This is a genomic window from Umboniibacter marinipuniceus, from assembly GCF_003688415.1.
GTDB lineage: Bacteria > Pseudomonadota > Gammaproteobacteria > Pseudomonadales > DSM-25080 > Umboniibacter > Umboniibacter marinipuniceus.
The window spans coordinates 375,598-398,528 of the sequence record NZ_REFJ01000001.1; the positions used below are offsets into that span (position 1 = coordinate 375,598).

Consider the following 22,931-nt stretch of genomic DNA (forward strand, 5'->3'; position numbering starts at 1 on the left):
ATGCCAATGAGCACTGTACCTGAACTGATTGAAGATATTCGTCAGGGTAAAATGGTTATTCTTATGGATGACGAAGATCGTGAGAATGAAGGCGATCTAATTATCGCGAGCGAGCAAGTTCGTCCTGAAGATATTAATTTCATGGCAACCCATGCGCGCGGGTTAATTTGCATGACCTTAACGAACGAGCGCTGTGAGCTATTGAATCTGCCGTTAATGGTTTCTGACAACCGAGCTCAACATACCACCAATTTTACGGTGTCTATTGAAGCTGCCGAGGGTGTTACAACGGGGATTTCAGCGGCTGACAGGGCGCATACGGTTCGCACTGCGGTTGCACGTAACGCAGTAGCGAAAGATATTGTCCAGCCAGGGCATATTTTCCCGTTACGCGCTCAGCCAGGCGGCGTTTTAAGTCGGGCTGGTCATACTGAAGCGGGGTCCGATCTCGCGCGTTTGGCGGGCTACGAGCCGTCGTCAGTGATTGTCGAAATCATGAACGAAGACGGTACCATGGCCCGTCGCGATGATTTAGAGATCTTTGCCAAGGAACACAACATCAAAATGGGCACTATCGCCGATTTGATTCATTATCGTGCTTCAACTGAAAAAACAGTTGAGTGTGTTCAGTCACGTCGGGTGATGACCCAGTACGGGGACTTCGAGCTTAAGACGTATCGTGACAGCGCGCGTGACGAAAACCACTTAGTCTTTATTAAAGGTGAAGTGAATGAAGACGAACCGAATTTGGTTCGAGTGCACGTTACCACTCGTGTGCGTGACATGTTTGGCATTCAGCATGAGAGTGACCCTTATCGTCATTGGACGGTAAAGCGAGCAATGCGTCGTATCGCCAAAGAAGGTCAGGGTGTGCTAGTGGTGCTTTGTCACGATGAAGCGTTCAATGAGCTGGACCTGGATATCGATCTTGTTGCCGAGGGCAAAGCGCCGTCAGCACTTGCTGCTGATAATATTAAAGGCTATCGCGAAGTTGGGACTGGATCGCAAATCCTCAAGGATTTGGGCATTTCACAAATGCGCTTGATGAGCGCGCCAATCAAATTTAATGCATTGTCGGGATGGGGACTTGAAGTTACTGAGTACATTCCGTGTCAAGCCGACTAAACTGAGGGAAGACAAGTCTATGAAAACGATTGAAGGTAATTTGGTGAGCGGTGGTAAATTCGCGATCGTGGTTGCACGCTGGAACGAATTTGTTGTTGAGTCACTGCTAGAAGGCGCTATTGGTTGTCTCCGCCGTCACGGCGTCACTGAAAGTGACATTACCATTATCCGAGTTCCCGGTGCGTTTGAACTACCGGTAGTTGTAAAAAAGGTTGCAGCAGCAGGCGAGTACGATGCAATTATTGCACTGGGTGCGGTGATACGCGGCGGTACGCCTCACTTTGAGTATGTTTCAGGTGAGTGTGTTAAAGGCTTATCCACCGTTAGCCTCGATGCGACCTTGCCGGTGACTTTCGGTGTCCTCACAGTGGATACCATCGAACAGGCAATTGAACGAGCTGGCACTAAAGCTGGTAACAAAGGTGAAGAGGCGGCAGTAACGGCTCTTGAAATGGTTTCTCTACTTAAACAGTTGTAAAAATATTATGCCAACAACTCCCTCAGCGCGTCGCAAGGCGCGCAAACTATTAGTTCAAGCGTTGTACCAGTGGCAACTTACCGGTACCCCTTCGACTGAAATCGAAGCGCAATTTCATGTTGATAATGACATGGCTCCCGTTGATACCGAGTTTTTCTCGAAAGTACTCAACGGTGTTGCACGTGAAAAAGTAGCGTTGCAAGCGTCCATTGAACCTTATCTAGATCGCGCCTTTGCAGAGCTCGATCCCGTAGCAATTTCGGTGTTGCGCATGGGCTTCTTTGAATTACAGCATTGCATAGATGTGCCCTATAAAGTGGTCATTAATGAGTCTGTTAACTTAGCCAAGACCTTTGGCGCAACCGACTCGTTTAAATACGTTAACGGTGTTCTCGACAAAGCCGCCGCCAAGTTCCGTATGGCGGAGGTCCGAGCTAAATAATCGATGAAAGAATTCTCTTTCATTAAAGAGTTTATGAAGCCGCTAAGTGTCAGCGACGAGCATGTTGTGCTCGGCATAGGCGATGATGCGGCGGTTATTCGTCTAGGTGAAAACGAAGAATTAGTGGTCTCCACCGACACCCAAGTTGAATCAAGACACTTTCCAGTAGGCGCGGATTATGCCTTGGTTGTAGCGCGAGCAATTGGCTGTGCCGTCAGCGACCTCGCGGCAATGGGGGCTCAACCGCTTGGATTTACGCTTTCGCTGAGCTGTCCGAACCTGAATGTTGAGTTAGCTCGTCGGATTGCCGAAGGGGTGGCTATGGGAATAGAGCGCTATCAAACCCCAATTATTGGCGGTGATACCGTTCAGGGCCCTTTCACCATCTCGGTAACCGTTATGGGTCGTGTTGAAGCAGGTCAAGCCTTGCGAAGAACTGGTGCGCAAGACGATGATGACCTCTGGGTTACGGGCACGTTGGGTGGCAGTGCAGCCGCTTTGGAGGAGATCGATAACACTGACATCGGCAATCTCTCAGCCCTAGACCAAGCTTATTGGCAGCCGCCGTGCCGCCTTGAGTTTGGCCAAGGTCTTGCTCGTGGTATTGCGACGAGTTGTCTCGATTTGTCCGATGGTCTGGCGGGAGACGTCCGACATATTTTACAATCATCGGGATTGGGTGCAGAGATTGATCGTGGGCGAATACCGATTAATCCGCTCGCCCTAGGACGCGTGGGAAGAGATGCCTCCTTCGAACTGGCGTTTCAAGGTGGCGATGACTACGAACTTTTGTTCACAGCTCCGGCCTCAAAACGGCAGGAGGTAGAGTCTTTGAGCCTGACGTCTAACACCCCGGTTACGCGAATAGGTCGGTTAAATCTAAATCGAGAAATTCTACTAATCGTAGATGATGGTAACGCCACTATCTGTACGAACTCTGGATACGGTCACTTTTAATTATGGCAACAGCACAACCCATCACAGCTAAGCAAGTCTTTACAGATCTCGATCATTTTGTCGCCTTCGGGATGGGCTCAGGTTTAATTCGTCCCGCTCCCGGTACTTGGGGTACGATTTCTGGCCTGTTGGTGTTTGTGCTGCTGGTGAATTACCTGTCACCAGTGGTGGCTGCAGCGATCATGATTGTCCTAACAGTTTATGGTACCTGGTGTGCCCATCGTAGCGCCATTAAGATGAGGGTCCACGACTACGGCGGTATTGTCATAGATGAATGGGTAGGAATTTGGATTACGCTGGCCGTTGTTGAGCCTACTGCTTTGAACTTAGTGGTAGGATTCGTTTTATTCCGAATCTTTGATATTGCCAAGCCGTGGCCGATTGGCTGGATCGACCGACATGTGTCCGGCGGAATCGGTATCATGATTGACGACATGGTCGCCGGTATTTTCAGCGCTGCGGTACTCTTTTTCGCAGTGGACCTGGGTTGGTTATGAGTGACTTCACGGGGTGGTTAACCTCGGCGCTCATGCTAGGTTATTTCGTTACCGTTATTCTTATTCTCTTCCGGTTAATTCTTAAGCGAAGAAAAGTGGGCGTAACGCTTGCATGGATCGGCGTTATTTTTGCGGTCCCTATTATCGGCGTGTTTGCGTATTTGGTATTTGGTGAGTTAGAACTAGGCCGCTTTCGTGCGAAGCGAGCCAGACGGCTAAATACAAAATATCGAGTTTGGCTGGATTCTATGGCGGCGCTTATCCCAGCCACTCAACAGGAGCTTAACGCTAAGCAGCAGGGTGTTGCCAAGCTTATCTTTAGCCGCGAAGGAATGCCTTTGCTCCCTGGTAATGCTACTAAACTCTTTACCGAAGCTGGACCGGTGTTCGAAGCTTTGATTGCTGATATTAATGACGCTGATCAGAGTGTTTGGATGGAGTTCTACATCCTTGAAGAACGCGGACGGGTAGAGCCGGTCCTTCAGTCCTTAGAACAGGCAGCTTCCCGCGGTGTACAGGTTTTTATAGCGTTAGATTCAGCTGGCTCCTCTAAATTTATAGGCAGCGAGCGTCAGCTACAGCTAGAGCGTAACGGTGTGAAGGTATTGGAGTTACTCCCCGTCTTACCTTGGCGCCTGTGGTTGGAACGCCAAGACCTCCGAGTGCACCGAAAAGCTGTAGTGGTTGACGGTAGAGTGGGTTGGACCGGCAGTATGAATCTGGTTGATCCAATATTATTTAATGAAGATGCGGGAGTTGGTGAGTGGGTTGACACCATGATTCGTATCGAAGGGCCTGCGGCGCTGTTTCTTAAGAGTGTCATTGTTAACGATTGGCAACTTGAAACCGGGCGAAACTTACTCCCACGATTGCGAGAGTCAGAGCTCCCAAACCCTTCCGGCGGTGTGTTATGTCAGGTCGCGCCAAGCGGGCCAGCAAGCCCCAATGATAGTATTGAAGAGGTGTTGTTAACGGCCATCTATTCAGCACAAAGTTGTGTCAGGATGACAACTCCTTACTTTGTGCCAGGTGAAGGCTTAGTGACTGCTCTCAAGGCAGCGGTTCACCGAGGGGTTGAGGTCACGCTCATTGTGCCCAAGCGTAATGATTCGCGGCTAGTTGGGCTTGCGAGCAGTTCCTATTACGAAGAGCTGTTGGCCGCTGGCGTCCGCATTGAAGTTTTCGATGGTGGCTTACTCCATGCCAAGCTGGTAGTGATTGACGACGATCTTGCACTTTACGGCTCGGTAAACTTGGATATGCGGAGCTTTTGGTTAAACTTTGAGTTAACCGTCGCGATCTACCACGATGATACCGTTCATCAGTTACATCAGATCATTGATCGCTACCAGAGAGATACGCGTGCGCTTAGTTTAAGTCGTTGGCGTAGGCGTAGTTTATCAACTAAATTACTTCAGCAGCTGGCTTACCTCACTTCGCCACTGCTTTAATTACCTATTTATTCTGAGCGATTCCTCTGTGAAAATCGCTTGCCTATCATTTTGGAGATATCCCCTTGAGCGTCCAATTCGTTGATTCCTCGAAACTACCCACTCAGTTTGGTGAGTTTTGCATTCATGGTTTTCAAGATCCTCAGACTTTGAAGGAGCATGTCGTCCTAACGTTTGGTGAACTGAACACCAAAGAGGCAGTTTTGGCTCGTGTACACTCTGAATGTTTGACGGGTGATGCGCTCTTCAGTGCACGCTGTGACTGCGGTCCGCAGCTGCAAGAGGCAATGCGTCGGATATCCGAGCATGGTAGTGGCATGATTATGTACTTGCGTCAGGAAGGTCGAGGTATTGGCCTAATGAATAAAATTCGCGCTTACCACCTACAGGATGATGGGGCTGACACGGTAGAGGCGAATGAAGCACTGGGCTTCGGAGCAGATCAGCGCGAATACTCGATGTGTGTAGATATGCTGGCGCACTTTGGCGTAACCAAGCTTAAACTAATGACGAATAATCCTCGAAAGCTGGATGCGATGGCAAAATATGGCATCCAAGTTGAAGGTCGTGAAGAAATCAAAGTGGGTCATAACGTCCACAATGAAGGCTACATCGCAACGAAAGGCGCCAAGCTTGGACACATGTTCAGTGATGATGCATAGCCCCCGTTTGGACACATGTTCAGTGATGATGCATAGTCCCCGTTTGGGCTAAAGTCTTCGAAGCCGATTGATGACCGTGGCTCACGCTAAGGTAACTCGTTGGCTTCGGTAACGGGGTTTTCGCGCTGGGCTTTAGTTTTTGGCGTTAGCACTTGGCTTCTAGTCGCCGGACTTGGTGCTTGGTTTTGGTGCTTGGTTTTGGTGCTTAGTTTTGGTGCTCGGCTTAGCGTTTCAGTCGGGCATCAATAGCGGCACGTATTCCCTGGCTATCTAAGCCCAGCTTCTGTAGCTGAACGGCTTGAGGTGCGTGGTCCTCATAGCGATCAGGAAGCCCCAGTTGTAACAGGTCAATGGGCATACCCTGTTGGTTCAGATGTTCGCTTACCGCGCTACCAGCCCCACCCGCTATGGCGTTAACCTCTACCGTCACTAACAATTCGTGAGTACCAATAAGCGCCTCAATGGCGGCTGCGTCTAAAGGCTTCACCCAACGCATGTCAATGAGGGTTGCGTTGAGCGAATTCGCAACGTCTAAACACTCAGCAAGCAAGGTGCCGAAACAGAGAATGGCAACATCACTTCCCTCTCTAACCGTTCTAGCTCTGCCCACCGGAACAATCTCGAGTTGCTCTCCTGGGCTAACGCCTGTGCCGGCACCTCGGGGGTAGCGAACTGCGGCAGGACCTTGGTACTGGTAGGCTGATTCAAGTAGAAGTCGCGTTTCAGCTTCGTCGCTTGGTACGGCAATTACCATATTAGGAATGCAGCGAAGATAACTGAGGTCGTAGGCGCCAGCATGGGTAGCACCGTCTTCACCAACTAAACCTGCGCGATCTATGGCGAAGGTAACATCGAGATCTTGGATTGCAACATCATGGATGAGTTGATCGTAGCCACGTTGTAAGAACGTTGAGTAGATGGCGACAACTGGCTTAAGTGACTCACACGCAAGCCCTGCTGCTAGCGTGACAGCATGCTGTTCAGCAATGGCTACATCGAAGAAGCGGTCGGGAAACTGATCAGCGAACTTCAGCATGCCTGAGCCTTCAGACATAGCTGGTGTAATGGCCACGAGTTTTTGGTCCTGCGCGGCACTATCACAAAGCCACTGGCCAAAAATATCTTGGAACTTCAATTTCTTGACTTTGGGCTCCGACAGAGTTCGCTTTGGCTCGATTTTCGTTAGTGCGTGATAGCCAATAGGATCGCGTTCTGCGGGACCAAAACCTTTGCCTTTTTTAGTGATGATGTGGAGCAGCTGAGGGCCTTCTAGATCACGCATATTTCGCATGGTGGAAATAAGACTAGGTAGATCATGGCCATCTAGCGGACCGACGTAATTAAATCCTAACTCTTCAAACAGGGTTCCCGGGCTTATCATACCTTTGACGTGCTCTTCGGTCTTTCGTGCTAGCTCCCAGGCCTGTGGAATCTTAGACAAAACTTTACGAGAGCCCTCGCGCAGCGCAATATACGTTTTTGAACTCCAGACCTTGGCGAAGTAATTGGCTAAGCCACCAACATTCTTAGATATAGACATATTGTTGTCATTCAGGACAACCATCATGTTTTCTTTAGTGTGAGCAGCGTGAGCTAAGGCCTCAAAAGCCATTCCTGCCGTCATGGCGCCATCACCAATCACTGCCACAGCTCGACGACATTCGCCTTTTAATCTAGCGGCCATTGCCATTCCCTGAGCTGCGCCAATAGATGTGGATGAGTGACCAACTCCGAAGGTGTCATACTCACTCTCAGAGCGTTTAGGGAACCCAGATAAACCACCCTCCTGACGCATGCTTAGCATAGCATCACGACGACCGGTGAGGATTTTATGAGGATAGGCTTGATGGCCAACATCCCATACCACTCGGTCATAAGGTGTATCGTAGAGAAAGTGTAAGGCGATAGTGAGTTCAACTACGCCAAGACCGGCACCAAAATGACCGCCAGTTTGCCCAACACTGTAGAGTAGGTAATGACGAAGCTCATCAGCCAAAATAATCAATTGACGCTCATCTAACGCCCGCAAATCACTCGTTGACTCAATGGAGTCGAGTAGCGGGGTAGAGGGCCTATTTTGAGGGATTTCTTCGTACATTAATAACAACTTCTATCGGGGGTATAAACCGCTATTGTAAGGCCATTTGCGTTGCTTTCCTAGCAATGAAATAGCCCCTGAGGTTGAACGTCGGCTTGCTGAGCACGAGTGGCCTAAAGGACGCGACTCACGATGTAGTCGGCGACGCCTCGAAGCGCTGCGGAGTCGCCCGTTAGTTCGTCGGCCGAGCTCATCGCCTCGGCATGCAGTTTAGTGAGCTCAGCGCGAGCACCTTCCAAGCCAAGTAAGCTGACATAGGTTGGCTTATCATTGCGGATATCGGATCCCTGCGGTTTGCCAAGGGTGTCGGTGTCTGAAGTGACGTCGAGAATATCGTCTTGAATCTGGAAGGCAAGGCCAATGGCATCGGCATAGCGCTGCAACGCGGCCAATTCTGCTGGCTCAACCTGAGCGACGATTGCGGGTAACAGGCAACTCGCAACAATCATTGCGCCTGTCTTGGCTCGGTGCATCGCTCTAAGTTGTTCATAGCTTAGTGCGGAGCCCGCCGATGCAACGTCCACAGCTTGACCCAGTACCATACCATTGGGACCCGCTGCCTCACACAGTGTTTCGAGGGTGGCGCCAATGGTTGCGGCAGGAGTCAGGCTCAGTTGCTGGAAGCCCAAACTCTGAAGTCCATCGCCTACTAAGATAGCTGTCGCTTCGTCATACTTCTTGTGACAGGTAGGCAGGCCTCGACGAAGGTCGTCATCGTCCATGGCAGGTAAGTCATCGTGAACGAGTGAGTATGAATGAATCAATTCAATTGCTGCGGCAAGAGGATCGGCTGAGTCGAAGCTCAGTCCCACCGCTTGCGCCGTTGCGTAGACGAGCGCTGGACGAACACGTTTACCACCATTAAACACGCTGTAGCGGATAGCTTCGTCAAGTAGGGTAGCGTCCGCAAGCTGACGGTCAAGATAGGACTCAATACGCGCTTGGCTATCTTGAGCGAAAGACTTAAAGGTCACGATAACTATTGCTCCGAGTTGAAAGGAGCCGTTTCGTCAACGGCATTCTGCGCGATAAGCTGTGACACTTTTTGCTCGGCCGCACTCAGCGATTGTTGGCATTCACGCGTAAGGACGATACCGCGTTCGAACTTAGTCATCGCCTCTTCAAGCGAAAGCTCGCCGGCTTCGAGTTCATTGACTAAGGTTTCTAGCTCAGTGAGTTTTTGTTCGAAGGCATCATTCTTCTGGGTCATGTTAAGTGCTCATTCTGTTTTCTCTATTGTCGTATTTTTTGTGAAATAGCGCAATCGAAGAGCGGGACCATTATGCTGCAAATACTGGTACACTCGATGCTTTGATGGGCGATGACAACGAGGAGAAATTCATGGCCGTAATAGCGATGTGGAAGTGCGACAGGGACGGGAAGATGTTTGAAGATAAAAAAGAAGCTGAGAAGCATGACAAAATGTTGGAGCTTGCCGCTGGCTTTACTGATCTCTTTGAAGCGCAAGCAAAAAGTTTGAATGACAAGGACGCTGAAAAGATTGGCCTACTATTAGCTCAGCATGCGGAAATCGTCATTGCAGCATGTAAAGGAAAGCCTGAGCAGCTGACGGAAATAAAATAAACTGTACAAAAAGTGTACAGATCTGTAAAAACCCTTAGTAAAGGGTTTTTGCGCCCCAACTTTTAAGTCTATCCACACTCTTATACACAAGTTTCATAGAATAACTTTTGCTGTATTGGTTACATTTCGGTTATGTATTTTTGTACAGTGTCTAATGTGGCTGATTTTGAATCAAATGGCGTCAAGCCCTTGTGTTTAAAGGCTTTCAGCGGGCTGTGTCTAAACTATTAACAGCCTTTTCCCCAGAAACTGTGTGTAATTAAGTTATTGATAAATATAGCTTTTTTCGCTAGATCTGCCGCATTGTGCGGATTAAATCCTTTTTGAACGGGCGGTACGGATCAGGGATTGAAATGAGGCATCATTTTTTTCAAAAAAAGCTTGATTTCTTCGCAGGCTAGAAAAAACAAAGGCTTGAACTATATAGCTGTACAGTTTTTCGAAAAAAAACTTATCCACAATAGGAGTCAGGTCTTATATATCGAGTGGTGAGGCGTGAATTACGGATGTTTTTCACAGTTATCCCATTTTAAGATACGATCAATTGATAGAGGCGTTCGGAGATGCAGATGAATACACTAGTCGTGTCAGGTGCAAGCAGACGGTTTGGGTTGCTGGTAGCGGAACACTATTTAAAGCTTGGCTGGCAAGTCATTGCATTATCTAGGCAATCTAGCCCCGAGCTGGATACATTGGTGGGGAAAGGCGTTTGTTGGCTAGCATGTGACTATGAAGATAAGGCATCGGTGTTGACAGCACTCAAACAGATTGAGGAGCAAGTCAGCTCGGTGCAGCTACTCGTCCACAATGCGTCCTACTTCGCTGTAGACTCTGAAGAACTCGACGCTTGGGATCAGCTCGAGCGATTTAATCGTGTCCACGTCCAAGCGCCAGCACTGATAAATTATAGGCTTCAACCACTATTAACCAACCTAGACCAACCCGGTTTGATTGTTCACCTCAGTGATATCTTCGCGGATCGCCCTCGAGCGGTTCATGCACGTTACTGTGCGAGCAAAGCAGCATTGGAGAATTTAACTAAGTCATTGGCATTAAAATGGGCGCCAGGTGTGCGGGTAAATAGTATTCAGCCCGGACCGGTTAAGTTTTTGCCGTCGCATTCCGATGCGGACAGAGCGAGAGTGCTCGGAGAAACTCCTCTTGGCTATGAGGCGGGCTTTGAACCACTCTTGAAGGCGCTAGAATACTTGGTTGATAACCAGTTCGTTACTGGGTCCAGTTTGAAGGTTGATGGTGGTAGATCCATCGCCTAAATACAATTGCTCACACTGGATTGCGGCATGGCGATTAGAGGTGAAGACCGCTTTGACATAGCTTTCATCACTCGACAAAAAGCTGTCGGGTTGAGGGGAGTCTAGGACTTGAAATATATCGATGTCACAGCAGCGATTCTTTACGCTGCAAAGAGGGTCGTCACGATCTCTGCCTAATTCAACTTCGATGTCATTCAGAATAGCCTTCACTGCAGTGGGGCTCAGCGAGCTCTCAAAGATGGCCGCGGTATTTATGAATTCATTCACTTCGATCATTTCTACCGCATCAGTGCTGACTCGGGGAAAGAGTGTCAATTCGCCAAAAAGCTGAGTTAACTTTACGACGGCACAACCGATATTTTTATCGGGCTGGATGTTACCGCCGATGCTCACATGATAGTACATAGCGTTAGTCCGTTAGGTAGTCCATCCAAGTTTTATGTCGTGAGCGATTTTTTCAGCAATCATGATAGTGGGTGCATTAGTATTGCCACTCACAAGTGTCGGCATGATCGACGCATCAACCACACGCATTCCTGATACGCCGTAAACGCGACATTGGTTGTCAACAACAGCCAGTGGATCATTATTGGGTCCCATCCTACAAGTCCCTACGGGGTGATATTGTGTATCTGCGCGAGCACGAATATCGGACATCAATGCGGTATCGTCGTGGTAATTAACGGGGTAAAGCAGAGCGCCTCGTCCTTCAGAGAGTGCTTCTGAGGCCAGAATTTCATGCATCTTTCTGGCTCCATCTAATATTGTCTGCTGATCACGCGGATCAGCTAAAAACTGCGGGTCAATCAACGGTGCATCGCTTGGGTCTGAGCTTGCAAGGCTTACCGTGCCTCTGCTGTGAGGTCTTAGTACAGTGGCGTGGCAGCTGAAGCCATGTCCTAGATGAAGTTTTCGTGCGTGATCATCTACCATGCCGACCACGAAAATGAGCTGGATATCAGGGCGTTCACCATCATCTTTGGTGGTAAAAAATGCTCCAGATTCCGCGATTGAACTGGTAATTCTACCCTCGCGTTTGCGAATCCATTTGAAAGTGTCTCCTAACAGCTGAAACGATCCCTTTAGCGATATGCCAAAGCTTGAGTGAGTTTCCGTGCTACGATAATCCACCACATAGTCAATATGATCTTGAAGGTTCTTACCCACACCGGCTAGCTCAACTTGCGGACTAATACCATGGTGAGCTAACTCCTCGGCAGCACCAATCCCAGATAAATTTAGCAGTTGCGGCGAGCCAAATGCGCCTGCAGAAAGTAGCACCTCGCGCTTAGCTTTGATAACACGCTCCTTCCCTTGACTGCTGACCACCACCCCAGTGGCTTTGCCGTCAACTAGGGTGACTCGGTGAGTTAAGGTGTTGGTCATAATCGTGAGGTTATTACGCTGTACGGCAGGAGTTAAATACGCTTTGGCAGAACTGCAGCGCTCGCCATTCCATATAGTTCTTTGAAGAATGTGTGCTCCGGCCTGCTCGTGACCATTGTAGTCATCATTTCGTGGGACACCATTTGCTTCACAGGCGCTAATAAAACGATTGTTCAGCTCACTCGCGTGAGTTGGATTACTGACACCTAAAGGCCCCTCAGTACCGTGTAGTTCATCGTCAAAGGTGTCATTGCACTCAGACTTTATGAAGAACGGGAGGACACTGTCATAATCCCAGCCAACGTTACCTAACGCAGCCCACTGGTCATAATCCTCGGCCTGACCGCGAACATATAACATGGCGTTAATTGATGAAGACCCGCCTAACACCTTCCCGCGAGGTTGGTAGCCGCGGCGGGCATTTAGCTGAGGTTGCGGCGTAGTATTGTATTTCCAGTTCGCTTGTCCTAAGACAGCAAGGCCGGCTACACCTGTGGGGGCATGAATGAGTGGGTTGCTATCCTTCTTACCGGCCTCAACCAGCAAAACACTCACGTTGGGGTCTTCACTAAGGCGTGAAGCCAATACGCAGCCCGCTGACCCCGCACCGACAATGATGTAATCGAACGCTGATGAAGACATATAGATCCCCTTTCTGTCAGGCGCCCCGATGAATTGAAGGTTTCACGGCTCGGTTAACGGAGTTTGGTGGCTCTCAGAATAACAAACTTCGCATTACTTGCGATGGTTTCACAGTTACCAAAGAGTTTCTTTAATTTGCCGTGATAGTTAAGGTGCCTGTTACCAACAATAACCAGTTGACCGTGAACTTTCAAACAGCGAAGTGAAGCAGTGAACATGTTCCATGCTAGAAAATCACCGATTACTTGCCCCTGATGAAAAGGAGGGTTGTTGATCACCAGGTCGAAATGATTTGCTGGCGTACTACCAAAGGTGTCTACCCAGTTGAACTGCGCTACACGTGATGAGCCAACTAAATGATCCCAGTTGTACCGTGCGCTATCGATGGCCATAGACGACTCGTCAAAGAAGTGAATGTCGCTCTCTGGAGCACGCAGCGCGCACTCAACGCCAATAATTCCGTTACCACAGCCTAAGTCTGCGATCTGGCCCCGTTCAGGGAGGTGCGGGAGATGTTGCAGTAAAAATCGAGTCCCGATATCAATACTTTTACTGGAGAAAACATTGGCGTGGGATTGATATTCACGCTCCTGATAACTGAACGCACTCTGGGGTAGCGATGAAGCGCTTAGCGAACTATCCAGATGGCTGAAAAGTAATCGAGCTTTCTTTTTTGCTAGTGACGTCGTGGTAGGACCAATGATTTGCTCGAATAATTCGAGCGCACGTTTTGGCAAGTGCTTCACCATTGCAGCGCCGACGATGACTTGACCATCCGCAAGTTGAGCTCGGAGTTTACGCAGCTGATACGCCAATAGCTCCATGGACTTGGGTATCTTTATAATGATGGGGCCTTCGGTTTTAGGCAGTGGTGTGAGCGCATCGAGGAGCTGTGGACAATTCACATCATTTTTGCGGGCGTTGAGTTCTGTAGCCATAGCGCTCAATTTCGAATCTGAGATGCTAATCAGACCGCCGCTTCCTAGCGCGATTGCGCCGAAGCTATCATTTAGTATCAACGCCGGAGGCTGTTCAGGCGAGTGTTCTTCCAACCAAGATAGCACGAGCTCATCCGCCGCATCCCACGCTCTGAGAGAGGCGTCATGATTAGTGGGGAACCGGGCTAACTGGAAGTCTTTGATTGGGGATTTGATGAACATGCTAACTCTCGCTCTCAGGTTTAGCTGGCTATTGTACCTTCTTGGGCCGGCGAGTCATCAATGTTGCTCAAATCCGCGAATAAACTCCACCAGTTCCTCTTTATACAGCGGCTCTGAATAGAAGAAACCCTGCCCGCAGTGAACCGCTTCGCGAATGAGTAGGTCTAGCTCAGCCTGAGTCTCTACTCCCTCTGCAATAACACTAACGTCCATCTGGATGGCAATAGCCATGATAGCTCTGATGATAGCAAGGTCTGTTGGATCATTAGCGGCGTGTTGAACAAAGCTTTTATCGATTTTTAGGGCGCTAATAGGGAAACGTTTGAGGTAACTCAAGCTGGAATAGCCGGTGCCGAAGTCGTCGATGGCAATGCGAATCCCTGCTTGCCTTAGCTCTCGAATCTGCCGGGTCGTGGCTGGCGCATGATCAAGTAATACGGATTCAGTGATTTCAATTTGAATGTGCTCTGGGCTCACATTGAATTGCAAGCGCGCGTGATTTAAATAATCGGAGAAGCTATCAGCACGAAACTGCTGTGGTGAAGCGTTAATGGATAGGTAAGCAGGCGATTTCAGCAACGCAGACCAGTCTGCAAAGTCCTTCATCGCTTGGTTCATGACCCAGCTACCCAATTCGTCAATCATGCCCATATCTTCAGCAATGGGGATGAACTCTTCGGGAGAAATGATACCGAATTCTGAACACTCCCAGCGGCAGAGCGCTTCAACGCCAATAATTGAAGACGAAGTAAAGTCAATCAGCGGCTGATAGGCAATACGTAGGGCGTTGTTGGAAATGTCGCGACGCAGAGCTGTCTCCAGCTTAAGTCTTCGTCGGTTGATATCCAGCATCTGGTCTTCGAAGAAGGCGTAGCGACACTGATCCATTTCTTTGGCAATATACATCGCAGTATCCGCGTTGCGTGTTAACTCGCTAAACTCAGTGCCGTTTTCTGGGAAGAGTGTAATACCTATACTCGCGCTAACGTATATTTTTCGCGCGCCAATCTCGAAGACTACTTCTAGAGCATTTACTAGTCTATCCGCAGTCTTAGCAGCTAGGTCCCGAGCGCTGTTAACGGGTAGTTGTTTGAGAATAACTGTGAACTCGTCACCACCGAGTCGACAGATTGCGTCATGCGGGCGCAGTGTTTGTTTCAGGCGTGCCGCGACCAATTGGAGGAGCTCGTCGCCAACTTCGTGCCCGTAGTTATCATTGATCATTTTAAAACGGTCTAGATCAATGAACATCAATGCGACCACGGTATTTTCTCTAATGGCCTCGGTCATCGCTCGTTCCAGTCGGTCTTTGAATAGGAAGCGATTGGGTAAACTGGTTAGCGAATCAAGGTATGCCATTTGTTCGAGGCGTTCCTCAGCATTCTTCTTTTGGGTAATGTCCTGACTCAGCATAATGACATGCTCAATGTCACCGCTTGGCGAGTTGACGCAATACATGATCAGCTCGCTGGGGAATATATCACCATTGGCAGTTTCTTGAGTAACCTCACCGGACCACTCGCCGCTTTTAATAGTTTGTCGCCAAATGTAGTTGAAGAAAGCGCTAGAGTGCTCGCTACTTAGCCAGTTTCTTGCGGAGTGACCAACAGTTTCTGTGCGATTCACTTGAAAAATCTCTAAGAATCTAGCGTTACAATCTTCCACAAGTTGTTGCCGATTTACAATCAAGATCGCTTGGCTTGAGTGGCTAAAAACGCTCGAAGATAAACGGAGCTGAAGCTCTTGTTCAACCTGTTCGGAGATGTTGTAGGCAATACAGACGAAACCACTATGATGGCGATCTTGATCAAATAACGAAGAGAGCGCTAGCCTCACTGGTATCGTCCTACCGGACTTGCTGATAAACGTAGACTGAGCGAAAACTGCCTGGGTGTTAGTCTGCGAAGGAGAATGCCTTCGTCGGAGTAGAAATTCAGTGATCGTCTGGTGGTTTTCTTGGTTTAAGGGTTCGAATACAAGTGGCGAATGGCTGCCAACCAGCTCCTCACGCCGGTACTCAAGGAGTTCTTCCGCAGCGCTATTCATCGTTCTAATAATGCCATCTAAATCCAAGGTGATAATGGCATATTCTGCACTGGCAATGATCGCCTGGTTTAGCTGCTGGCTTTCAACTAGGGCCACTCTTTCGTCACTGAGTTGATTAACGATTTCGTCAACGGCATCACTTATGGTAGTCAACTCGTCATGACCATCAAGACCAATTCTCAGCTCAAGATCACCCATCTTCCATCGGGTGAGAACGCTAAGCGCACGAGCTAGACGGCGAGTGAAGCGAGCATGGATAGCGATGAGAAGTATACTCGCCCCGAGAAGGCCGAATAGTAGGTTAAACAGGGATTGTTGTGTAAGTTGTGCGTAGGCACTATCTAAACGCTCGTTCAGGTTGATTTGATAGCTAATTCTGAAGCAGTTTACTTCATAATTTAAGCAAACCGGTTGTGTGCTAATTAAATAGTCGCCCAAATGACGGTCAATATATTCAACATGTCCACGAGGTAGCAGCTCAACCAACTCAATATGAAGTAGGTCTGCTAGCGTTGATGTTGCTGTGAGCGTTGCACTGTATTGATTTAGTTGGTCTTCCGCTAAGAGAGAAAATGACGCGTAATCATCCTCCAGTAAAACGTTATTAATTAGCTGAAGAGAAAAGGAGTCATCGAGTTGGTTAGCCGCTTCCTCCAAAAAACGCTTTGCCTGCTGAGTTTCGCGATACACCTCTTGGTGTATTGCTTGCTCGATCGACGCTTCGAGTTTGAGCCAGCCATAGATATGATTTGCCACCGTCACTGCGGCGGTAATCACGAACAGGGAAATGGCCAGAAAACTGCGGAGCGACCTCATTAGCTGTTAGTTCCTTTGGCGCTGTTCTCTAGCGGGGGTTGGGCTGGCTCACTCTCTGGGTGCTGAAGGTGTCGATGCAGAATCGCAGCGGGTTTAATATCCTTCTTTCTGAAGGCTTCAATGACCCGTAGATTGACATCAGTTTCGAATAGCTTTTCGTAGCGGGTATCTAGCACGTAGGCTTTTAGGCGGAGTTTAATCGCGACATAATTATCGAGCACGGTTTGTTCTACCAAGACAACAATAGGTCGGGGTAGATGAATATAGCGACTACTCGCAGCCGCTTCTTCGATGATAGCGCGAGCCGTCGAGACATCTTGATCGTAGCCAATAAAAAAATCCATGCCCACATGCATGTCGAGTTCGCCAAAGTTTCCACTGACAGTGGTATCTGAGAGAAATTTATTATTGGGTATCGTGACAATATCATCGTTGAGGGTTTTTAAACGAACTGAGCGGAGGCCGATACTAACAACGTCCCCGTATTGCTCATCGAAGCTTAGCCGATCACCGACCTGGAAGGGGCGATCGATCATAATGATCAAGCCCGCAATGAACGACGCAACAAGATCTTTTAGCCCGAAACCTACTGCGACAGCGAGCGTGCCGCCAATCAGGGCCAGTACGCGCTCATCAACGCGGAGAGAGAGGTTGAACACCACGATGGTAGTGGTGATATAGACTGCAAATTGCAGGATAGTTTCTAGTTTATGCAGTAGCAAGCGACGTTGAACGAATTGCTCGCTAATTTGTTGAACAATATTGTGGATAAATCGCATGCCCACAACCACCGCTAGAACGAGCACTACAGAGCTGAGCACACCAGACCAACGAATAAGCTCACTTAGTTGCCCCAAGGCAATCTCGGGAGTGTCACTCAGCTCCTGCCCCATACTGCTTGAAGCTGAAACGATGGCGGTTAATACAATAACTAAATTAGTTGAGACTTTGACGTAAGGACTCATTTTTTTAGTTCCCCCATCACTAGGAGGTGTTTGCGCTGCATCAGCGAGCACACTTCTCGATACCATAGCCAAGTTACCCGATAGAAGCCTTGATCCGTTCGCTCCACGACACCAAGATTGCCTAGCAGTCGAAGGGCGTCGATCACCTCCTCGGAGCTACATTTCGTGGCATTTTCAATGTCCGAGCGGATCGCTAGCTCAAGCTGTAATATGGAACGTAAGACCAAGTGTAGGCTTACAGAGAGGTTGTCAATGGTCCCGTCGCGAGAGATATCGAAAACTTGAACCAGATACGTAGAGGGTATTGATGGGTCAATAAAAAGTGATTGAGACCATAGTTGTAAGGCGATTCCTGGGTTTCCTCCGCAGTAATCGCTGAGAATACGCCGAAAGCGAATGGTTGCCAGCTCTTCGTCGCTGGGTTGAACCAGTTCGTCAAATTGCCGAGGTAAATTAAGGCGATCAAAACTGAGTTTTAGGGAAAGCGATGCATTAGTACTATCAATCAACTGTTGGATATCAGCTGAGGCCCAGATTGGCATGCGATCCTCAAGATCGAATTTAAAGCGTTCGCCACGAGCTCGTTGAATGAACCGCCAGGCAGCTGTGTCAATCGTTAGAATCCAAGATATTGAGTCCGACGATCGCCGGATCAAACGAATCAAGCGTTCGAATTCACCTAATCCTCCTATGGTTGGCGTCACCAGTCGATGCGCATTATCGATACAGATTACCTGCTCTTCGCCATCTCGTAAGTAGCTGATGACTTCACTGGCACTCTGCGCATCGTTAAAGGATTGCGCTTGCATCGCTTCGAGAAGATGCTCGAAATCTCCTCGTGGACAGTCGACGATCCGAACGCTAATGGATTCCTCGTGTTGTTGTGATGTGAGCTGCTTCGCCAAGCCACGAAGAAGAGCCGTTTTACCGGATGCTCGAGCGCCGTGAATCAGGCTAATTGTTGACCTATTTAGATTTACCAGCGCAGTAATCCGCCGGCTAAGCGCTTCATCTACGGGTATGTGCTCGCCCGGGCCGCGCACGATTTCGTCTTTCTGTGATTGGCTGATGGGCAGTAGCTTGGGCTCTTCGCCTTCAGATTTGGCCACTTGCTTAGCTACCTCAGCCTGAAAAAGATAGGAGAGTAAGATTCGAAAGGTGGGGTTTTCTGCTAGGACAGCGAGTACAGACCTGCTCAGCCATTGCCAGCTTAGATAGATCGCCGCTACTGGCACAACATACCAAGCGCTAAATCCCGACTGGTGTCGTAAGCACCATTTTGCGATGCCAACCGATTGATAGTCGACTCGGGCTAAGGTTTCAAAAATGTGTTCGCGCCAGACAGCACAGTGGAATACTACGAGAGGAAGGGAAAGCGGTATTAACGCCAGTAAATACCACGTTTCTAGCGTCATCTTGGCAAGGTTTAAGTCATGAGCAGCGTCGTAGCCAAAGCCAATAAGCGCACCGATGGTGGCTGCGGTGAATATCACCTGCCAGCGTTTTCTCGCGTTGCGGTCTAGGGTATGGTTTCGACGGTACTCCGTTGCGCCAATGGTGTAAATGAGCCGCGCTAGGAGGAAAGAGCCGACGGCCCAGAAGAGCGCGTCATGTAAAATACTGAAGTCCAGGCGGGGTAGTTCGCTTGAAATGATCTCCATAACGGCCCAAAGCAGCACGAGAAACTCGAGTGGCCGTCGCATGGACAATAATAGCCAGCTCAGTGTGGAACGCCATCGAGAAACGCTATACTCGCGGTTAACTGCCGCGACTTGGAGCTGAGGAACGATACGGAAACGCCATACCACAAAGCCAATGAGCAGCAGAGTGAGCTGTCCAGCTAGCCGAGCTTCAATCATTGCCGACAACTGCCAACCTGACTCAGCACTGTAGATAGTTTGCTGAATCTCGAAGCGATGAGCGTGCGTCGCAATGTCGACAATGGCAAATTCAGTTTTTGCTGACAGTACGCCTAACTCACCGAAACCATAGACTTCTCTGCGCAGAGCGGGCGGCGCTTGGGCAAAAATACGACGCCGGAGGTCGATGAGGCCAGCAAGTAAGCGGCGATTGGCTCCGACATCACTGAGTGTTGTTTGCGGGGACTGAAGTAGTAGTTTGAATTGATTAATGGAGTGATTGAGGTCACTGTCAAATTGGCGGAATTCACGTTCAGATGCTACCGAATTCTGGGCCAGTCGCTCGGTCCAATAATCTAGCGTACTCTCACTACGATCGGCGGGTATGCCTCGATTCAACGGCACGGCTGCGTGAGACAGCTGCGTAGAAAGGCCCATATAAAGTAGGGCAAGCAAAAGCGCTAACCCTACGCGGAGGTATAGGGAGGAGCGCTCTAATTGGATTCGTTGAGTCATAGAAAATGGTGCCATAAATTGCAGTATAGACACGATGTGAGTTGTTGCTCTGTCAGTTACTTGATACCGCAAGGATATATCTTTTATCGCCATGGGCGATGATGCGTATTGGACTGGCAGTCACATATTCGGATCACGCGATAGCCTCGGAGAATAGGTTCAATCCCGCAGCCCTATAAAGTCGGCACGCCATAAAAAATTGATGTCGCCCAAAGAAATAAGAAGTTGGCCAAAATATGCACCGCTAAAGGGAGCGTTAGGGTATGGTGACGCTCATAGAGCCAACCAAACAGCAACGATGCGGGAAACACCAGGAGAGCGGTGACCGAGTCTCGAAATAGCCAGTGTGTGAGTGAAAAAATAACGGAGGTGACCAAGTTGGCAAAGCTAATATTTAACTGGCGTCCCTTGTCCTTGGGTAATATTCGATAGAGTTGTTCCTGTAATATTCCTCTAAATAACAATTCCTCGACAACGGGCATCAGGATGACAAAGATACCGATGTGGAGGGCTGAAAGCTCGGTCATATCTGCTAACAAAGTGGCGTTGAATTCAAGCGTCTACGCAGCCACCAGGCAAGGGCAGCTAACGCCAACCAGCCTAGACCGTTATTAGATCCGGGTTCCGACAGACTGCAGCCACCGGAGCTTGACGACTCGCCACTATCCGTTGTAACCGAATTTTCATTTGATTCAGAACCGTTTAGCTCGGAATTGGTTAGCACCCCAACCGCCCTCCATGCCTTGGCCACCTGCTCCGCGGCGCCGGCGCTATAGCCCAGAGCCGCATCTTCCATACCTAGTCTCGCGCCGAGGAAGGTCTCATCGGAGGTCCAGTAGTAACGAATCGCATCGTAGGAAATTTGCATCGCAAGATCCAAGCCAATCCCATCAACGGTTTCGCCATTAAACGTTCCGCCGTTTGCAAGCAGATAAAACATCTTGTTCGCCACGCCGCTATTACGATGCACACCGCAGTAATCATTCTCGCAGATGTCTGGATTGGGACAGGCTGCAACACTGGTGTCAGTCCATCGATCACCTTGATATATTTCGGGTTGTCCATAATTAAGCGGATCCTTAATGTCGCGAATAGTGACCACACCTTCTCCCATGGTCCAGTTGTCCTCACCCGAATAGAACTCCACGGCAATCCCCATCCAGTCTGAAAAGGCTTCATTGAGCGCGCCTGACTCACGTTGATAGCGGAGATCGACCGCTCTATCGGAAACGGCATGGCCCCACTCATGGGCGGCGACATCTAGCGCTGCAACCAGGCTTATTGGCCATATTTTGCCGTTTCTATCTGCTTGGTTTCGGGGGGTGAAAACAATGGTTTCACCATTCCAAAATGCGTTAAAAAGCGACCCCCTTGGAATAATTTCGTCACAGAACTGAGTAGGGCGTGCAGGGTAGGACACATTCACCAATGCCAACATCGTGGCGCCCTGATCATCAAATGAATTGATGCCAAGTACTTCGCGCCAGTAATCGTAGACGATGCCCGAATGGTGGTTGGCGTCTGTAAGTTCTTCCTGGATTTCACTATCCCAAATGTTATTGCTATCAGCCGATTGCTCGCTGAGGGCTCGGCGAATCGGATGATAATAACCAAACGCTGCTTCAGCTAAAATCTTTGCACCGATTGGCTGATCGCCATCGGCATCAGTCTGGCGACTTAAATCTTGCAGGAGATAGTCAGTGGTGCCAACTTGAAGGGTGTTTAAGCTAACCCTATTTCCTAGTTGGCCAGTACCCGCGCCGGTGGTAGCCATAGCATTGCTTGGACCAAGATCGGTAATCCTCGGAGGGTCGAAAGTACATGCGTTCACTGCGTAAACAGCAACCGACGCTACCCCATCAGTGGCTCGTTCCAGGATGATGCTTGCAGGCGGATTGTCAGGGTTATTCCCGTTAGTCGCGGCGATGGCCTCGAAGAAATCGATGGCCGGGCGCTGTGCGAACTGATTTGCGAGCAGGACACAACAAGTCCCTTCTTCGGTATTGGCACATGCCCCGGCGTTGCTTGAAAGGCTGATCTCGTAGCTGTTACCCGCCGATAGGGTGAAAGAGTAATGTTTTATTTGGTTGGTATTGAGTGAATCACCAAAGGCCGAAACGGATAAAGCGGCGAGCACTAACACGCTGAAAAGTTTCATTGGTAGCCCACCATCTTATCAACCGGTTGATGTAAATGGATGCGGTTATCAACCTTCAGCAGATCGCCGGTGATGGCGTCGAATTCGAGTAGCACGCGCATATTGTTACCGCCAACGGTCACGTCGAATGTCTGGCGAAGGTTAGGCGCTTCATTTACCCATTCAGTTTGGCTGCGGGTTACCGTCATGAAACGGCTTGGGATATCGAGTTCAGCGGCCGCGTATGAAAGCAACTGCGGAGCCGATACTCGGCTCTGGTCGAGTTCCGCTTCGCTGCCCCACTGGCTGGCGAAGCCTGCTAAGCGAGGACTGATGGCGACACTTTGTCCATTAATGCTGCCAAGCCGACCTGAACTATCGCGATGAATTCGGATATCGCTACCGCGCACTGGTATGCTCAGATGGGTGGTTGCGTACTGCTGGTGAATTCGGTCCTGGTGGTGAGTTGTCGAGAGTTCCGATAATTGGAATAGCGGTGTTTCTTGACTTAGTGAGGGGAACTGGCGGAGAAAATCTACCCCGCTAAAATCAGCTTGGTCGCTGAGCGCTCGAGGCTGAATGCCTCGGAGGTTAAATCGAGTAAGCTGGTATTGTTCCCGTACATCCAAGAAATCGAAGCGGTAAGCTTCGCTCAGTTGCTGCTGTATAGTTTTGAAATCGTTAGCTAGCCCACCTTGACTCATGGTGAGGATGAGGAGCATGACGCTGATGTGGAAGAACTTCATGAAACGCTTCTCCAAGATAGCGGTTGTACCGCTTTTCGAGATAGACATTGTCTCGGCTAGAGACAACTGTGATAATCTCAGAAGTTGCAC

21 protein-coding genes are annotated in these 22,931 nt (G+C 49.3%); 9 read left to right on the forward strand and 12 right to left on the reverse strand.

Features of this window, described 5'->3' with window-relative positions:
* The 7 genes from ribBA to ribA all read left to right on the forward strand — a co-directional run bounded on the left by ribBA (position 1) and on the right by ribA (position 5,612).
* Entirely contained in the window at positions 1-1,125 is a 1,125-nt protein-coding gene (gene ribBA, locus DFR27_RS01760; protein WP_121876093.1) for a bifunctional 3,4-dihydroxy-2-butanone-4-phosphate synthase/GTP cyclohydrolase II, read from the forward strand.
* 19 nt (positions 1,126-1,144) lie between these two features.
* Complete coding sequence (gene ribH, locus DFR27_RS01765) at positions 1,145-1,603, forward strand: 6,7-dimethyl-8-ribityllumazine synthase (RefSeq protein WP_121875738.1); 459 nt, start codon at positions 1,145-1,147, stop codon at positions 1,601-1,603.
* A 7-nt stretch (positions 1,604-1,610) separates the two neighbouring features.
* On the forward strand, positions 1,611-2,045 hold the full coding sequence (gene nusB, locus DFR27_RS01770; protein ID WP_121875739.1) for a transcription antitermination factor NusB: 435 nt from the start codon (positions 1,611-1,613) through the stop codon (positions 2,043-2,045).
* Positions 2,046-2,048: 3 nt separating this feature from the next.
* Positions 2,049-3,002 (forward strand): thiamine-phosphate kinase, encoded by a 954-nt coding sequence (gene thiL, locus DFR27_RS01775; protein ID WP_121875740.1) that lies wholly within the window; start codon positions 2,049-2,051, stop codon positions 3,000-3,002.
* 2 nt (positions 3,003-3,004) lie between these two features.
* Complete coding sequence (locus DFR27_RS01780) at positions 3,005-3,499, forward strand: phosphatidylglycerophosphatase A family protein (RefSeq protein ID WP_121875741.1); 495 nt, start codon at positions 3,005-3,007, stop codon at positions 3,497-3,499.
* A complete protein-coding gene (cls, locus tag DFR27_RS01785) occupies positions 3,496-4,950 on the forward strand; it encodes a cardiolipin synthase (protein WP_121875742.1) in 1,455 nt (484 codons plus the stop codon). The genes DFR27_RS01780 and cls overlap by 4 nt, the downstream gene beginning before the upstream one ends.
* A gap of 65 nt (positions 4,951-5,015) precedes the next feature.
* Entirely contained in the window at positions 5,016-5,612 is a 597-nt protein-coding gene (ribA, locus tag DFR27_RS01790) for a GTP cyclohydrolase II (RefSeq protein WP_121875743.1), read from the forward strand.
* A gap of 223 nt (positions 5,613-5,835) precedes the next feature.
* Here ribA and dxs read toward each other — a convergent pair whose 3' ends face one another.
* The 3 genes from dxs to DFR27_RS01805 all read right to left on the reverse strand — a co-directional run bounded on the left by dxs (position 5,836) and on the right by DFR27_RS01805 (position 8,920).
* Positions 5,836-7,710: a 1-deoxy-D-xylulose-5-phosphate synthase gene (dxs, locus tag DFR27_RS01795; protein WP_121875744.1), complete on the reverse strand. Its 1,875-nt coding sequence runs from the start codon at positions 7,708-7,710 to the stop codon at positions 5,836-5,838.
* Between the two features lie 113 nt (positions 7,711-7,823).
* On the reverse strand, positions 7,824-8,684 hold the full coding sequence (locus DFR27_RS01800) for a polyprenyl synthetase family protein (protein ID WP_245962582.1): 861 nt from the start codon (positions 8,682-8,684) through the stop codon (positions 7,824-7,826).
* Positions 8,685-8,689: 5 nt separating this feature from the next.
* Positions 8,690-8,920 carry an exodeoxyribonuclease VII small subunit gene (locus DFR27_RS01805; RefSeq protein WP_121875746.1) on the reverse strand — a complete coding sequence of 77 codons (231 nt, stop codon included), beginning with the start codon at positions 8,918-8,920 and terminating at the stop codon, positions 8,690-8,692.
* Positions 8,921-9,051: 131 nt separating this feature from the next.
* Here DFR27_RS01805 and DFR27_RS01810 point away from each other — a divergent pair, with 131 nt between their 5' ends.
* On the forward strand, positions 9,052-9,294 hold the full coding sequence (locus DFR27_RS01810) for a YebG family protein (RefSeq protein ID WP_121875747.1): 243 nt from the start codon (positions 9,052-9,054) through the stop codon (positions 9,292-9,294).
* A 569-nt stretch (positions 9,295-9,863) separates the two neighbouring features.
* On the forward strand, positions 9,864-10,568 hold the full coding sequence (locus DFR27_RS01815) for an SDR family oxidoreductase (protein WP_170150743.1): 705 nt from the start codon (positions 9,864-9,866) through the stop codon (positions 10,566-10,568).
* Here the strand turns inward: DFR27_RS01815 and DFR27_RS01820 are convergent.
* The 9 genes from DFR27_RS01820 to DFR27_RS01860 form a co-directional block, all read right to left on the reverse strand.
* Complete coding sequence (locus tag DFR27_RS01820; protein ID WP_121875749.1) at positions 10,494-10,973, reverse strand: 2-amino-4-hydroxy-6-hydroxymethyldihydropteridine diphosphokinase; 480 nt, start codon at positions 10,971-10,973, stop codon at positions 10,494-10,496. The two genes, DFR27_RS01815 and DFR27_RS01820, sit on opposite strands and share 75 nt — an antisense overlap.
* A 12-nt stretch (positions 10,974-10,985) precedes the next feature.
* Complete coding sequence (locus DFR27_RS01825; RefSeq protein WP_121875750.1) at positions 10,986-12,596, reverse strand: GMC family oxidoreductase; 1,611 nt, start codon at positions 12,594-12,596, stop codon at positions 10,986-10,988.
* A gap of 53 nt (positions 12,597-12,649) precedes the next feature.
* Positions 12,650-13,756, reverse strand: a complete 1,107-nt coding sequence (locus tag DFR27_RS01830) for a methyltransferase (protein ID WP_121875751.1) — start codon at positions 13,754-13,756, stop codon at positions 12,650-12,652.
* Positions 13,757-13,813: 57 nt separating this feature from the next.
* Complete coding sequence (locus DFR27_RS01835; protein ID WP_121875752.1) at positions 13,814-16,618, reverse strand: GGDEF and EAL domain-containing protein; 2,805 nt, start codon at positions 16,616-16,618, stop codon at positions 13,814-13,816.
* On the reverse strand, positions 16,618-17,583 hold the full coding sequence (locus DFR27_RS01840) for a mechanosensitive ion channel family protein (RefSeq protein WP_170150744.1): 966 nt from the start codon (positions 17,581-17,583) through the stop codon (positions 16,618-16,620). The genes DFR27_RS01835 and DFR27_RS01840 overlap by 1 nt, the downstream gene beginning before the upstream one ends.
* On the reverse strand, positions 17,580-19,958 hold the full coding sequence (locus tag DFR27_RS01845; protein WP_170150745.1) for an ATP-binding protein: 2,379 nt from the start codon (positions 19,956-19,958) through the stop codon (positions 17,580-17,582). The genes DFR27_RS01840 and DFR27_RS01845 overlap by 4 nt, the downstream gene beginning before the upstream one ends.
* A 173-nt stretch (positions 19,959-20,131) precedes the next feature.
* Positions 20,132-20,485 (reverse strand): JDVT-CTERM system glutamic-type intramembrane protease MrtJ, encoded by a 354-nt coding sequence (gene mrtJ, locus DFR27_RS01850; RefSeq protein ID WP_121875754.1) that lies wholly within the window; start codon positions 20,483-20,485, stop codon positions 20,132-20,134.
* Positions 20,486-20,490: 5 nt separating this feature from the next.
* A complete protein-coding gene (locus DFR27_RS01855; RefSeq protein ID WP_121875755.1) occupies positions 20,491-22,116 on the reverse strand; it encodes a M4 family metallopeptidase in 1,626 nt (541 codons plus the stop codon).
* Entirely contained in the window at positions 22,113-22,889 is a 777-nt protein-coding gene (locus DFR27_RS01860; protein ID WP_147434495.1) for a hypothetical protein, read from the reverse strand. The genes DFR27_RS01855 and DFR27_RS01860 overlap by 4 nt, the downstream gene beginning before the upstream one ends.
* Positions 22,890-22,931: the final 42 nt, after the last annotated feature.

Bases quoted from the DNA above. Each gene is read 5' to 3' on its own strand.
- ribBA (WP_121876093.1), top strand. From the start codon at position 1: ATGCCAATGAGCACTGTACCTGAACTGATTGAAGATATTCGTCAGGGT.
- ribH (WP_121875738.1), top strand. From the start codon at position 1,145: ATGAAAACGATTGAAGGTAATTTGGTGAGCGGTGGTAAATTCGCGATC.
- nusB (WP_121875739.1), top strand. From the start codon at position 1,611: ATGCCAACAACTCCCTCAGCGCGTCGCAAGGCGCGCAAACTATTAGTT.
- thiL (WP_121875740.1), top strand. From the start codon at position 2,049: ATGAAAGAATTCTCTTTCATTAAAGAGTTTATGAAGCCGCTAAGTGTC.
- DFR27_RS01780 (WP_121875741.1), top strand. From the start codon at position 3,005: ATGGCAACAGCACAACCCATCACAGCTAAGCAAGTCTTTACAGATCTC.
- cls (WP_121875742.1), top strand. From the start codon at position 3,496: ATGAGTGACTTCACGGGGTGGTTAACCTCGGCGCTCATGCTAGGTTAT.
- dxs (WP_121875744.1), bottom strand. From the start codon at position 7,710: ATGTACGAAGAAATCCCTCAAAATAGGCCCTCTACCCCGCTACTCGAC.
- DFR27_RS01805 (WP_121875746.1), bottom strand. From the start codon at position 8,920: ATGACCCAGAAGAATGATGCCTTCGAACAAAAACTCACTGAGCTAGAA.
- DFR27_RS01810 (WP_121875747.1), top strand. From the start codon at position 9,052: ATGGCCGTAATAGCGATGTGGAAGTGCGACAGGGACGGGAAGATGTTT.
- DFR27_RS01815 (WP_170150743.1), top strand. From the start codon at position 9,864: ATGAATACACTAGTCGTGTCAGGTGCAAGCAGACGGTTTGGGTTGCTG.
- DFR27_RS01820 (WP_121875749.1), bottom strand. From the start codon at position 10,973: ATGTACTATCATGTGAGCATCGGCGGTAACATCCAGCCCGATAAAAAT.
- DFR27_RS01825 (WP_121875750.1), bottom strand. From the start codon at position 12,596: ATGTCTTCATCAGCGTTCGATTACATCATTGTCGGTGCGGGGTCAGCG.
- DFR27_RS01830 (WP_121875751.1), bottom strand. From the start codon at position 13,756: ATGTTCATCAAATCCCCAATCAAAGACTTCCAGTTAGCCCGGTTCCCC.
- DFR27_RS01835 (WP_121875752.1), bottom strand. From the start codon at position 16,618: ATGAGGTCGCTCCGCAGTTTTCTGGCCATTTCCCTGTTCGTGATTACC.
- DFR27_RS01840 (WP_170150744.1), bottom strand. From the start codon at position 17,583: ATGAGTCCTTACGTCAAAGTCTCAACTAATTTAGTTATTGTATTAACC.
- DFR27_RS01845 (WP_170150745.1), bottom strand. From the start codon at position 19,958: ATGACTCAACGAATCCAATTAGAGCGCTCCTCCCTATACCTCCGCGTA.
- mrtJ (WP_121875754.1), bottom strand. From the start codon at position 20,485: ATGACCGAGCTTTCAGCCCTCCACATCGGTATCTTTGTCATCCTGATG.
- DFR27_RS01855 (WP_121875755.1), bottom strand. From the start codon at position 22,116: ATGAAACTTTTCAGCGTGTTAGTGCTCGCCGCTTTATCCGTTTCGGCC.
- DFR27_RS01860 (WP_147434495.1), bottom strand. From the start codon at position 22,889: ATGTCTATCTCGAAAAGCGGTACAACCGCTATCTTGGAGAAGCGTTTC.